At 71.4% G+C, this 12,610-nt stretch carries 10 protein-coding genes; 4 read left to right on the top strand and 6 right to left on the bottom strand.

Annotation, left to right across the window (positions count from 1 at the left end):
* Positions 1-10: 10 nt before the first annotated feature.
* The 5 genes from pflA to ppdK all read right to left on the bottom strand — a co-directional run bounded on the left by pflA (position 11) and on the right by ppdK (position 7,417).
* Positions 11-727 carry a pyruvate formate-lyase-activating protein gene (gene pflA / locus ABGB10_RS19105; protein WP_347662198.1) on the bottom strand — a complete coding sequence of 239 codons (717 nt, stop codon included), beginning with the start codon at positions 725-727 and terminating at the stop codon, positions 11-13.
* A gap of 65 nt (positions 728-792) precedes the next feature.
* The gene (pflB, locus tag ABGB10_RS19100) at positions 793-3,084 is read right to left on the bottom strand and encodes a formate C-acetyltransferase (protein ID WP_347662197.1); all 2,292 of its coding nucleotides are present in this window, start codon (positions 3,082-3,084) and stop codon (positions 793-795) included.
* A complete protein-coding gene (locus ABGB10_RS19095; RefSeq protein WP_347662196.1) occupies positions 3,081-4,091 on the bottom strand; it encodes a zinc-dependent alcohol dehydrogenase in 1,011 nt (336 codons plus the stop codon). Before ABGB10_RS19095 ends, pflB begins: the two co-directional genes overlap by 4 nt.
* A 201-nt stretch (positions 4,092-4,292) precedes the next feature.
* The gene (locus ABGB10_RS19090) at positions 4,293-4,745 is read right to left on the bottom strand and encodes a hypothetical protein (RefSeq protein ID WP_347662195.1); all 453 of its coding nucleotides are present in this window, start codon (positions 4,743-4,745) and stop codon (positions 4,293-4,295) included.
* Between the two features lie 11 nt (positions 4,746-4,756).
* Complete coding sequence (ppdK, locus tag ABGB10_RS19085; RefSeq protein WP_347662194.1) at positions 4,757-7,417, bottom strand: pyruvate, phosphate dikinase; 2,661 nt, start codon at positions 7,415-7,417, stop codon at positions 4,757-4,759.
* Between the two features lie 142 nt (positions 7,418-7,559).
* Between ppdK and ABGB10_RS19080 the strand changes: the two genes are divergently transcribed.
* The 3 genes from ABGB10_RS19080 (at position 7,560) to ABGB10_RS19070 (ending at position 10,212) form a co-directional block, all read left to right on the top strand.
* Positions 7,560-8,060 (top strand): GNAT family N-acetyltransferase, encoded by a 501-nt coding sequence (locus ABGB10_RS19080; RefSeq protein WP_347662193.1) that lies wholly within the window; start codon positions 7,560-7,562, stop codon positions 8,058-8,060.
* Between the two features lie 9 nt (positions 8,061-8,069).
* The gene (locus ABGB10_RS19075) at positions 8,070-8,711 is read left to right on the top strand and encodes a hypothetical protein (protein WP_347662192.1); all 642 of its coding nucleotides are present in this window, start codon (positions 8,070-8,072) and stop codon (positions 8,709-8,711) included.
* A gap of 175 nt (positions 8,712-8,886) precedes the next feature.
* The gene (locus ABGB10_RS19070; protein WP_347662191.1) at positions 8,887-10,212 is read left to right on the top strand and encodes a hemolysin family protein; all 1,326 of its coding nucleotides are present in this window, start codon (positions 8,887-8,889) and stop codon (positions 10,210-10,212) included.
* A gap of 25 nt (positions 10,213-10,237) precedes the next feature.
* Here the strand turns inward: ABGB10_RS19070 and ABGB10_RS19065 are convergent, their stop codons facing one another.
* On the bottom strand, positions 10,238-10,621 hold the full coding sequence (locus tag ABGB10_RS19065) for a PaaI family thioesterase (RefSeq protein WP_347662358.1): 384 nt from the start codon (positions 10,619-10,621) through the stop codon (positions 10,238-10,240).
* A 106-nt stretch (positions 10,622-10,727) separates the two neighbouring features.
* On the opposite strand from ABGB10_RS19065, the gene tyrS reads away from it, so the two are divergent.
* Positions 10,728-12,020 carry a tyrosine--tRNA ligase gene (gene tyrS, locus ABGB10_RS19060; protein WP_347662357.1) on the top strand — a complete coding sequence of 431 codons (1,293 nt, stop codon included), beginning with the start codon at positions 10,728-10,730 and terminating at the stop codon, positions 12,018-12,020.
* The last annotated feature ends 590 nt before the right edge of the window (positions 12,021-12,610 follow it).

Here is a 12,610-nt window from a genome sequence, read left to right as displayed (position 1 = left end):
GGCTGTCGCCTCAGTGGACGGCCAGCCCGCGTTCGGCGAACTGACCGCGGACCCGGGCCAGCAACTCGGGGTCGGGCGGCTCGGTGTCGGCCAGTGGGAACGTGAGGCCCAGTTCGGCGTACTTGTGTGCGCCGAGCCGGTGGAGGGGCAGCACGTCGACCCGCTGCACGGAGGCCAGACCGGCGGCGAAGTCGGCGACGCCCGCCACGTTGTCCACCGCGTCGGTCAGGCCGGGCACCAGCACGAACCGGATCCAGATCGGCGTGCCCCGCTGCGCCAGGCGGCGGCCGAAGCGCAGGGTCGGGCTCACCGACCCGGTCCGGGTGACCCGCCGGTACGTCGCGGGATCCCACGACTTGACGTCCAGCAGCACCAGGTCGGTGGCGTCGAGCAGGGCGTCGTCGGCGCGTACCCCGAGGAAGCCGGACGTGTCCAGAGCGGTGTGCAGACCGAGGTCGTGGCAGCGGCGCAGCACCTCGCGGGTGAACCGGGGTTGTAGCAGCGGCTCGCCGCCGCTGAGCGTCACCCCGCCGCCGGCGATGCCGATGAACCGCCGGTACCGTTCGATCTCCGCCATCAGTTCGTCGACCGTGCGGGTTCGACCACTGCGCCGATACCAGGTGTCCGGGCTGTGGCAGTAACGGCAGCGCAGTGGGCAGCCGGCGAGGAACGCCACGAAGCGGACCCCCGGCCCGTCCACCCCCACGGAGATGTCCCACGAGTGCACGCTCCCGACGGTCGCCACGTCGGTCCGCCCGGGCCGACGCCCGGGCGGCGACACCGGCCGCGTCGTCACAGCGACCCGTGGAAGGTACGCGACACCACGTCGCGTTGCTGCTCGGGCGTGAGCCGGACGAAGTTCACCGCGTACCCGGAGACCCGCACGGTCAGCTGCGGGTAGCGCTCCGGGTGCGCCATCGCGTCGACGAGGGTGGCCCGGTCCAGGACGTTGACGTTGAGGTGGAACCCACCGGCGTCGGTGTACCCGTCGAGCACCCCGGCCAGGTTGTCGATGCGCTCCTGGCGGGTGCGCCCCAACCCGTCGGGGGTGACCGTTCCGGTCAGCGAGATCCCGTCGCGGGCGGCGTCGTACGGCAGCTTCGCCACCGACAGCGCCGCCGCGACCAGGCCGTGGTTGTCGCGTCCGTTCATCGGATTCGCCCCGGGGGCGAAGGGCTCGCCCGCGCGTCGGCCGTCCGGGGTGTTGCCGGTGTGCTTGCCGTACACCACGTTCGAGGTGATGGTGAGCACCGACATGGTCAGCTCGGCGTCGCGGTAGGTGCGCTGCCGGCGCAACTTCGCCGCGAACGCTTCGGTCAGCCACACGGCGATGGAGTCGGCCCGGTCGTCGTTGTTGCCGTAGGTGGGGGGCGCACCCTCCACGACGTAGTCGACCGCGAGGCCGCTGGCGTCCCGCAGCACCGTCACCCGTCCGTAGCGGATCGCGGCGAGGCTGTCCACCGCCACCGACAGGCCGGCGATGCCGGTGGCCATGAACCGGCGCACCGGGTGGTCGTGCAACGCCATCTCCAGCCGTTCGTACGCGTACCGGTCGTGCTGGTGGTGGATCACGTTCAGGGCGTCGACGTACGTCTCGGCGAGCCAGTCCAGCGTCCGGTCGTACGCGGCCAGCACGGTGTCGTAGTCGAGGACCTCGCCGCCCACCGGTGGCGCGGCCGGGGCGACCTGTTCGCCGCTCAACTCGTCCCGACCGCCGTTGATCGCGTAGAGCAACGCCTTGGCCAGGTTCGCCCGCGCCCCGAAGAACTGCATGTCCCGGCCGACCCGCAGGGCGGACACGCAGCAGGCGATGGCGGTGTCGTCGTCGTACGCCGGGCGGATCAGCTCGTCGTTCTCGTACTGGATGGCGCTGGTGTCCAACGACACCTGAGCGCAGAACCGCTTGAAGCCGGCGGGCAGCCGCGGCGACCAGAGCACGGTCAGGTTGGGCTCCGGGGCAGGACCCAGGTTGTAGAGGGTCTGCAGGTAGCGGAAGCTGGTGCGGGTGACCAGCGGCCGGCCGTCCGCGCCCATCCCGCCGAGCGCCTCGGTGACCCAGGTGGGGTCGCCGGAGAAGAGCTGGTCGTACTCCGGGGTGCGCAGGAACCGGATGATTCGCAGCTTGATCACGAAGTCGTCGATCAGCTCCTGGGCGGCCATCTCGGTCAGCCGCCCCTCGGCGAGGTCTCGCCGCAGGTAGACGTCGAGGAATGTGGCGGTGCGCCCGAGCGACATCGCCGCGCCGTTCTGTTCCTTGGTGGCGGCGAGGTACGCGAAGTACAACCACTGGATGGCCTCCCGGCCGGTGGTGGCCGGTCCGGAGATGTCGTAGCCGTAGCTCACCGCCATCCGCTTCAGCTCGTCCAGTGCCCGGAGTTGCTCAGCCACCTCGTCCCGGTCGCGGATCACGTCGTCGGTCGACGGCCGGTCGTCGAGGGCCTTCCGGACCGTTCGGCGCTCGGCGATCAGCCGGTCCACGCCGTACAACGCGACCCGACGGTAGTCGCCGATGATCCTTCCGCGCCCGTAGGCGTCGGGCAGCCCGGTGATGATGTGCGAGCCCCGCGCGGCCAGCACGTCGGCCGGGTACGCGTCGAAGACCGCGTCGTTGTGCGTCTTGCGGTAGTCGGTGAAGATCTGGTGCACACCCGGGTCGGGTTGGTACCCGTACGCCAGCAGTGCGGTCTCCACCATCCGCAGGCCGCCGTTCGGCATGATGGCGCGACGCAGTGGCGCGTCGGTCTGCAGGCCGACGATGAGCTCCCGGTCGCGGTCGATCCAGCCGGGGGAGTGCGCGGTGATCGTCGACGGGGTGGCGGTGTCGATGTCGAGGACACCGCGTCGGCGCTCCTCGACGAAGAGCTTCGCCAACGCGCCCCAGACCTCCAGCGTGCGGCAGGTCGGCCCGGTGAGGAAGCTGCCGTCGCCGGTGTACGGCTCGTGGTTGACCCGGATGAAGTCGGCGACGTCGATGGTGTCCTGCCACGTGCCGTGGGTGAACCCCCGCCAGGGTGCGCGGGGGGCGGTGCCGAACGCGGCTGCTCCCGCCCGAGCGCTCGGGGGTGACGGTCGGAGGGCGGTCATGGCTGGAGAACCAGACGGGCGGTGACCCGGCCGGCGAGGACGTCCTCGATCGCCGTGTTGATCTCGTCGAGCTTGCGGATCTCGTAGGCGACCCGGGTTCGTCCGGCAGCGTGCAGCCGGAACACGTCGGCGAGGTCGGCGCGGGTGCCGACGATCGAGCCGACCACCGTGATCCCCTTGAGCACCGTCTCGAAGACCGGCAGGCTGATCGTGTTCTCCTTGGGCAGGGACACCAGCACGAGCCGTCCGCCGCGACGTAGGCACCGGTGCGCCTGCTCGATCACCGTGGGGTTCGCGGCGAGGACGACAGCCACGTCGGCTCCACCGAGGCGGGTGATCGCGTCGACCGGGTCGACCTGGGCGGCGTTCACGGTGTGCGTGGCGCCGAGCGCGGTGGCCAGCGCGAGCTTCTCGGCGGTGACGTCGACGGCGACGGTCTCGCCGCCGAAGAGTTGCGCGTACTGCTGCGCGAGGTGGCCGAGACCACCGATGCCGAAGATCGCCACCCGGTCGCCGGGGCGTACCCCGGCCACCTTCACGGCCTTGTACGTGGTGACCCCGGCGCAGGTCAATGGTGCCGCCTCGAACGGATCGACACCCTCGGGTACGCGTACCGCGTAGCGGGCGGAGGTGACGGCGTACTCCGCGTGCGCGCCGTCGATGCTGTAGCCGGTGTTGCGCTGCGATTCGCAGAGGGTCTCCCATCCGGTCACGCAGTAGGAGCAGGTGCCGCAGGCCCAGCCGAGCCAGGGCAGGGCCACCCGGTCGCCGACGGCGTGTTCGGTGACGCCGGGGCCGACCCGCTCCACGATGCCGACGCCCTCGTGGCCGGGCACGAACGGCGGGTTCGGCCGGACCGGCCAGTCACCGCGAGCGGCGTGGATGTCGGTGTGGCACAGACCGCTCGCCTCGATCCGGACCAGTATCTCGCCGGGGCCGGGTTCCGGCACGGGCAGGTCGAGCATCTCCAGTGGACGGTCGAACGCGGTGACGACTGTGGCGCGCATCGGGGACCTCCTGGGTCGTTTCTCCGCTTACAGGACCAGCCTGGGCCGCGGTGCCGGGGCGGGGCAGGGGCACGAGACCGCGACCGGCCGGGACCAAAGTCACGGATTCCGCTCCTCGCCTTCCTCGGCGGCCTCTCCCTGCTCGGCACCGCCCGTCGCGGGCCGCCGGGGTCGCGGAACTGGCCCCGGCGGCTCCGGCGGTCAGCGTTCGACGACCAGCCGGCGGGCCCGCAGCGCCCGCGCCCACCACGGGCGCGGAGTCGCGGAGCGCAGCGCCGGCGGACGTACGCCGCGCAGGCTGACCCAGCCGCCCGGCCCCATCGTCACCACGCCGATCGCCGGCGGCTTGCGCCGACCCACCACCGCCACGGCGGCGGTGAGCACGGCGACCGCGAACGCGCCGGTCGCCGCGGCGAGCAGCCGGTCCGGGTCGGTCACCGGCCGGTACCGGACCCGCCCGCCGGAGAGGACGTACGCTCCGATCGCCCGGCCGTCGCGGACCACCGGCACCAGCGCGGACGCCGGTGTGCCCGGCAGTTCCAGCACCGGCCCCACCGGTCCCACGGTGACCGGCGCGGACGCCGGCTCGGGCGTCCGCCGGGCGGGGGGTGGGCCCAGCGGTGCGGGGCCGGTGGGGTTGAGGATCGCGGTCATGGCGCTGCCTCCTAGCGGGAGTCGGACGTGCCGGTGGTGGCGTCGACAGCGGCCCGCCCGGCGGCCAACCGGGCGATCGGCACCCGGTACGGCGAGCAGGAGACGTAATCCAGGCCGGCGTCGGCGAAGAACGCGATCGAGTCGGGGTCGCCGCCGTGCTCACCGCAGACCCCGATGGTGAGGTCCGGCCGGGCCGCCCGACCCTCGGCGACGGCCATCCGGACCAGGCGGCCCACGCCGACGACGTCGATGCTCTCGAACGGCGAGACGCTGAAGATCCCCCGCTCCAGGTAGGCGCTGAAGAACGAGCCCTCCACGTCGTCGCGGGAGAACGCCCAGGCGGTCTGGGTCAGGTCGTTGGTGCCGAAGGAGAAGAAGTGCGCCGCGCCGGCGATCTCCCCGGCGGTCAGCGCCGCCCGGGGCACCTCGATCATCGTGCCGATGGGGATCTCTGGCGCGTCCGGCACCCCGGCGAGGACCGGTTCGATCTCGGCGCGCACCGCGCGGAGTTCCCGCACGTCCCCCACCAACGGCACCATGATCTCCGGGCGCGGGTCACCGCAGTCGCCTGTCCGCTGCGCCGCGGCCTCGGCGATCGCCCTGACCTGCATCGCGAACAGTCCCGGGATCACCAGCCCGAGCCGCACACCCCGCAGCCCGAGCATCGGGTTGGCCTCGTGCATCCGGCGTACGGCCGCCAACAGCCGACCGTCGCGGCCCGGATCCTCGCCGAGCGCCTCGGCGCGGGCCACCCGCGCGGTCAGCTCGTGCAGCGGCGGCAGGAACTCGTGCAGCGGCGGGTCAATGAGGCGGATCGTCACCGGTAGCCCGTCCATCGCGGCCAGGATCTCCACGAAGTCGGCCCGCTGCAACGGCAGCAACGCGTCCAGCGCCGCGGTCACCTCGTCTGGGCCCTCGGCCAGGATCAGCCGCTCCACCAGCTCCCGACGGGCCCCGAGGAACATGTGCTCGGTGCGGCACAGCCCAATGCCGGTGGCACCGAGGCGTCGCGCCCGCCGGGCGTCCGCCCCGGTGTCCGCGTTGGCCCGTACGCCCAGCCGGCGCACCGCGTCGGCGTGCCCGAGCAGCCGGTGCACCGCCGCGACCAGCGGGTCGGCCTCTGGTGCCAGCTCACCCGCGAGGTAGCGGGCGACCGGCGAGGGCTGCACCGGCAACTCGCCGGGGTAGACCTTTCCGGTGGTCCCGTCGATCGAGACCACCTCACCGGCCCGGACGACCTGGTCGCCGACGGTGAACTCGCCGCGCTCGGCGTCGATGCGCAGCGCGTCCGCCCCGCAGACGCAGGTACGCCCCATGCCCCGAGCCACCACGGCGGCGTGTGAGGTCTTGCCGCCGTGCGAGGTGAGCACTCCCGCCGCGGCAATCATGCCGGGCAGGTCGTCCGGGTTGGTCTCCCGGCGGACCAGGATCACCGGCCCGTCGGCCGCCTCGGCGGCTGCCGAGTCGAAGACGACGCGCCCCACCGCGGCGCCGGGGGAGGCACCGAGGCCGAGGGCGAGCGGTCGCGGCGCGCCGGCCAGGTCGAACGTGGGGAACATCAGCTGGGCCAGCTGGGCACCGGTGACCCGGTGCAACGCCTCGTCCAGCGTGATCAGTCCCTCGTCGACCAGCTGCGCGGCGATCACGAACGCGGCTGCGGCGGTCCGCTTGCCGACGCGGGTCTGCAGCATCCAGAGCCGCCCCCGCTCGATGGTGAACTCGATGTCGCACAGGTCCCGGTAGTGCCGCTCCAACGTCGCCATGATCTCGAGCAGTCGGCGGTAGCTCACCGGGTCGATGCGCGCCACCTCGGGCAGGCCGACCGTGTTGCGGATGCCGGCCACCACGTCTTCACCCTGGGCGTTGGCGAGATAGTCGCCGTAGACGCCGGGCGCGCCGGTGGCCGGGTCGCGGGTGAACGCCACACCGGTGCCGGAGTTCGGGCCGAGGTTGCCGAAGACCATCGCCATGACGTTGACCGCCGTGCCGAGGTCGTCCGGGATGTGCTCCTGGTGACGGTACAACCGTGCCCGCTGGGAGTTCCACGACTCGAAAACCGACCGGATGGCCAGGTAGAGCTGCTCGTGCGGGGCCTGCGGAAACTCGTGCCCCACCTGCGCGGCGAAGATCTTTTTGTACGTCTCCACCAGGTCGCGCAACTGCTCGGCGTTCGGTCCGGCCGGTCCGGCCGTCGCGCGCAGCGCCGCCAACTCCCGTTCGAAATCCTCCGCCGGCAGCCCGTGCACCGTACGACCGAACATCTGGATCAACCGCCGGTACGAGTCCCAGGCGAACCGGGCGTCACCGCTGTGCTCGACCAGACCACCGACCGTGGTGTCGTTGAGCCCGATGTCCAGGACCGTCTCCATCATCCCCGGCATCGAGTACCGGCCACCGGAGCGGACCGCTAGTAACAGCGGGTCGTGCGGGTCGCCGAGCCGGCGGTCCAGGCGCGCCTCCACGTCGCGCAGGTGCGTGTTGACCTCCGTGAAGAGCCCGTCCGGAGGCGTACCGGTGCGCAGGTAGGCGCGACAGGCGTCAGTGCTGATCGTGAACCCCGGCGGCACCGGCAACCCCAGCCGGGTCATCTCGCTCAGGTTCGCGCCCTTGCCGCCCAGCAGGTCGGCCCTGCCCCGGTCACCCTCGATGAAGTCGTAGACGTACTTGGGCATGGCTCCGGCCTCCACTTCCGTTTACCGCACGGACCTCTCCGTCTGTTCGTACCAATGTGTCGAGGGTTGTCGGCAGGGCCGGACGGTACGGTCCGAGGGCCAGAGGGCCCGCACTGTCACAGCCAGTGCGTACCCTCAGCCGATGACTTCCGACGTGCGGCTGCGCCCGGTCCAGGAGGACGACCTCGTCGAGTTCTTCCTGCACCAGCAGGACCCGGAGGCCAACCGGATGGCCGCCTTCGGCCCCAAAGATCCCTCCGACCGTCGGGAGTTCGCCCGGCACTGGGCACGGGTGCTGACCAACCCGGCGAACCTGGTCCGCACCGTCGAGGTCGACGGCGAGGTGGTCGGCTACGTGAGTGCCTGGCCGGCCGACGACCAGACCGAGGTCAGCTACTGGATCGACCCGCAGCGCTGGGGCCGGGGGCACGCCACGGCCGCCCTGGCCGCCCTGCTGCGCGAGCTGCCCCGACCGGTGCACGCCCGCGCCGCCAAGGACAACGCCGCCTCCCTCGCGGTGCTCCGCAAGTGCGGGTTCGTGGTGGTCGGTGAGGATTCGGGGTACGCCAACGGCCGTGGCGAAGACGTCGAGGAGTGGCTGCTGGAGCTGCCCGCCGATGGCGCTGACCTGGGCGGGCACTAGTCTCGCGGAGTGAACTGGTTGGATCTCGTCGGCTGGGCCGGCTCCGCGGTGCTGGTCTGGTCGCTGCTGCAGTCGCGCGTCCTGCGGCTGCGCGCGCTCAACCTCGTCGGCTGCGTCGTGTTGATCGGCTACAACGCCGCGATCGAGGTCTGGCCCATGGTCGGCCTCAACATCGTGCTCGCGGTGATCAACATCTGGTACCTACGCGGGATGCTCGCCACCCGCCACGACGAGAAGACCTACCAGGTGGTGGAGGTCGGCGTCGGCGACCAGTTCCTCGCCCACACGCTGCGGGTGCACGCCGCCGACATCACCCGCTTCAACCCGGGCTTCCACTGGGACCCGGACGCGGCGGGACGCTCCGCGTTCCTGGTGGTCACCGCCGACGAGGTGGTCGGGGTGGTGCTGTCGCACGCCGAGGCGCGCGGCGTCGCCCAGATCGACCTGGACTACGTGACCCCGAAGTTCCGCGACTTCACCCCGGGTGAGTTCGTCTACCGGCGCAGCCACCTGTTCACCGAACGGGGCTTCCACCGGGTGGTCAGTCCGCCCCGGATGGTCGCCCCCTACTACCACCGGCTCGGCTTCCGCCCGGACGGCGACTCGTACGTCCTCGACCTGCCAACGTCGCCGACGTCCGATTCGGTCTAGCGTCGCCGACGCCCGGTGCGGCGGCCCGGCGTCACCGATTCGGCGTAGGCTCGCCCGGGCAGGATTCGGCCGGCACGGCACGGGGCAAAGACACGCCTACGCCGGGCGGGCTCGCCCGCCGGCGGGCGCCGCGCGTACCCGCCGGTGCCACCACCGGAGAGGGAGCGAACCGGGCGTGCAGAGCTACGGGAGCCAACTGGCCCTGGTCGGAATCCTGATCGTGATCAACGCGCTCTTCGCCGGTAGCGAGATGGCGCTGGTGTCACTGCGGGACAGCCAGATCCAGCGGTTGGAGCGCACCAGCCGCGCAGGGCGGGTGCTGGCCCGGCTCGCCAAGGACCCGAACCGTTTCCTGGCCACCATCCAGATCGGCATCACCCTCGCCGGCTTCCTGGCCTCCGCCGCGGCGGCCGTCTCGCTGGCCAAGCCCCTCGTGCCGCTGCTCGGGGTGTTCGGCGGTGCCGCCGAGACGGTGGCGATCGTGGCGGTCACCCTCGCGCTGACCTTCGTCACCCTGGTCTTCGGCGAGCTGGCGCCCAAGCGGATCGCCATGCAGTCCGCCGAGCGGTGGGCGCTGCTGGTGGCCCGCCCACTCGACCTGCTGGCCTCCTTCACCCGCCCGGCCGTCTGGGCCCTGGGCGCCACCAGCGACCTGGTGGTCCGCCTGGTCGGGCTCAACCCCAAGCACGAGCCGGAGGAGATCGGCCCGGACGAGCTGCGGGACATCGTCGCCGGCAACCACGGCTTCACCAAGGAGCAGCGCACCATCATCGCCGGCGCGGTGGAGATCGCGGATCGGCGGTTGCGGGCTGTCCTCGTACCCCGGTTGCAGGTCTTCACGCTCGACAGCGGGACCACCGCGGAGGCCGCGCGGCTCGTGCTGGCCGCCACCGGGCACTCCCGGGCGCCGGTCGTGCGGCACGGCGGCCTGGACGACACGGCTGGCGTGATCCACCTGCGCGACCTGGTGGGAGTGCCCGACGACCGTCCGGTCGACGAGATCGCCCGGCCCCCCATGCTGCTGCCCGACTCGCTGCCCGTCGTGGACGCGCTGCGTCAGTTCAAGGCCGAACGTCAGCACATCGCGCTGGTCGTGGACGAGCGCGGCGCCGTCGACGGGATCGTGACGCTGGAGGACATCCTGGAGGAGATCGTCGGAGAGATCTACGACGAGACCGACCGGGACGTGAACTCGGTGCGCCGTGATCCCGACGGCGCGCTGCTGCTGCCGGGCACCTTCCCGGTGCACGACCTGACGGACATCGGCGTCGAGCTGCCGTCGCGGCCCGCCGGCGACTACACCACCGTCGCCGGGCTGGTACTGGCCCGACTCGGGCACATCCCCACCGTCGCCGGGGAGGACGTCACCCTGGACGGCTGGGTGCTGATGGTGGCGGGCATCGACCACCGGGCGATCACCGAGGTACGGCTCAGCCGCGTACCCGAGGACACCGACGCCGAGCAGACCGCGGAGCCGGTGCTGGACGAGGCCCGGAGCTGAGCCTGAGCCGCCCGGGTGCCGCCGCTCAGTCGCGTGAGAGGTTCTGCAGCCGCACCTGACCCCGCGCGACCAGCCGATCGTCGGCATCGGTGATCTCCACCTGCCACAGCTGCTGGCTGCGGCCCCGGTGCACCGGGGTGCCGACGGCGGTCAGCTCCCCGTCCCGGACGGCCCGCAGGAAGTCGGTCTGGTTCGACACACCGACCACGGTGCCCCGGTCGGCCAGCCAGAGGCCGCCGCCCACGCTCGCCGCGGTCTCCACGACCGAGCAGTACACCCCGCCGTGCAGGATGCCGTACGGCTGGTGCAGCTCCGGTCGAACGTGCCAGCTGATGACCACCCGGTCGGCGGACGCCTCCTTGAACGTCAGGCCGAGCAGGGCGACGAGACCACCCGTCAGGTCCGGCATCTCCACGGCACACCCCTCCTCGATCAACTTGGCGCAAGCCTAACCGTGGCGGGTTGCGGCAAACCCGGTACGGGTCGGTGCCGGCGATGGGGGAGAATCGGTGACTGTGACCGACAGCAGCCCTCCGCCGCCCGGGCGGGACTCCCTCACCGACGACCTGCTCTGGCGTGGCCTGATACAGGACTCGACCGGCCTCGACGAGCTGCGCGAGCTGCTCGACGGTGGGAAGTCCGCCACGTACTACGTGGGTTTCGACCCCACCGCCCCGAGCCTGCACGTCGGCAACCTCATGCAGGTCACCACGGCCCGCCGGCTGCAACTCGCCGGCCACCGCCCGTTGCTGCTGGTCGGCGGGGCGACCGGGCAGATCGGTGACCCGAAGGAGAGCGCCGAGCGGACCCTCAACCCGCCCGAGGTGATCGCCAGCTGGGTCGAGCGCATCCGCGAACAGCTCGCGCCCTTCGTGTCGTACACGGGGGAGAACGCGGCCCAGTTGGTCAACAACCTGGACTGGACCGGCGAGATGTCGATCGTCGAGTTCCTGCGCGACGTGGGCAAGCACTTCCCGGTCAACAAGATGCTCGCGCGGGAGGTGGTCCGGGCCCGGCTGGAGACCGGCATCAGCTTCACCGAGTTCAGCTACCAGCTGCTCCAGGCCAACGACTTCTTCGAGCTGCACCGCCGGCACGGGTGTCAGCTCCAGTTCGGTGGCTCCGACCAGTGGGGCAACATCACCGCCGGCGTCGACTACGTACGCCGACGGGGCGCGGGGCCGGTGCAGGCGTTCACCACGCCCCTGGTCGCCAAAGCCGACGGCACGAAGTTCGGCAAGAGCGAGGGCGGCGCCGTCTGGCTCGACCCGACGCTGACCAGCCCGTACGCGTTCTACCAGTTCTGGCTCAACGTCGAGGACCAGGAGGTGGACCGCTACCTGCGGTACTTCAGCTTCCGGAGCCGCGACGAGTTGGAGGAGCTGGCGAAGGCGACCGCCGAGCGGCCGGCGGCCCGCCTGGCGCAGCGGGCGCTCGCCGAGGAGCTGACCAGCCTTGTGCACGGGCCGGAGGAGACGCGGCAGGCCATCTCGGCCAGTCAGGCGCTCTTCGGGCGCGGATCGCTGGACGACCTGGCCCCGGAGACGCTGCGCGCGGCGCTGACCGAGGCCGGCCTGGTGCGACTCTCCGGCGACCTGCCGGACGTGGCTGGTCTGTTGCGGGATTCCGGGCTCGTTGGTGGCCTCAAGGAGGCCCGGCGGGTGATCGCCGAGGGTGGCGCCTACGTGAACAACAACCGGGTGACCGAGGTGGACGCCGAGGTGTCGCCGGCCGACCTGCTGCACGGGCGTTACCTGGTCCTGCGCCGTGGCAAACGCTCGTTCGCGGGCGTTGAGCTGGGCGAATAGCCGGCTGTCGACGATGTGACGGGGGACGCGTCCGGCGGATTTGACGATTATCCCGCCGGACGCGTAACTTTCTCTCTGCCAGCGCGGAACGGGGCAAACGGGACGAAAGTCCTGGGGCCGCGAAACGAGCTGGCAACCGGGTCAGACGGGGGTTCGCTCCTGTGGGACACGGCCGGGCGGAGCTCGCCGGATTGGCCGCGAGGCGGATTTGGTGCGGCGAAGCCGACCGGGTAAGGTTTGCGACCGGCAGGGCACCGGGCGAGCTTGCGGGACACCGCAGCGGCCGGCCTGTCAAATCCGTGACGAGAGCGGCGAAAGCCGGTCGAGACATGGTGCCCGCACTACTGGAAAAAGCACGACGAACCGCGAAACACCGGTTTGACACGGCGGAAACCAGCGGGTAACGTAGTAAAAGTGCCTGGCGCTGAAAGCGCTAGGGACGCAGAGCGGTAAAGCCCCGGTTGGGGTTCCACTGAGGTGGGGCTTCTGGTCGGTGTGTGGTTGTTCTTTGAGAACTCAACAGGGTGCTTGTAAAGCCAGTGCCAATTATGATTTATACCCCGGACTGGTCAGTTTTTGCTGGCTGGTTG

Source organism: Micromonospora sp. B9E7 (assembly GCF_039871815.1).
Lineage (GTDB): Bacteria > Actinomycetota > Actinomycetes > Mycobacteriales > Micromonosporaceae > Micromonospora.
This window is presented reverse-complemented; position numbering and strand designations above follow the sequence as displayed.

Excerpts from the sequence above, each read along its gene's own strand:
- ABGB10_RS19090 (WP_347662195.1), bottom strand. The coding sequence starts at position 4,745 with ATGACCGCGATCCTCAACCCCACCGGCCCCGCACCGCTGGGCCCACCC.
- pflB (WP_347662197.1), bottom strand. The coding sequence starts at position 3,084 with ATGACCGCCCTCCGACCGTCACCCCCGAGCGCTCGGGCGGGAGCAGCC.
- ABGB10_RS19065 (WP_347662358.1), bottom strand. The coding sequence starts at position 10,621 with ATGCCGGACCTGACGGGTGGTCTCGTCGCCCTGCTCGGCCTGACGTTC.
- ppdK (WP_347662194.1), bottom strand. The coding sequence starts at position 7,417 with ATGCCCAAGTACGTCTACGACTTCATCGAGGGTGACCGGGGCAGGGCC.
- ABGB10_RS19095 (WP_347662196.1), bottom strand. The coding sequence starts at position 4,091 with ATGCGCGCCACAGTCGTCACCGCGTTCGACCGTCCACTGGAGATGCTC.
- ABGB10_RS19080 (WP_347662193.1), top strand. The coding sequence starts at position 7,560 with ATGACTTCCGACGTGCGGCTGCGCCCGGTCCAGGAGGACGACCTCGTC.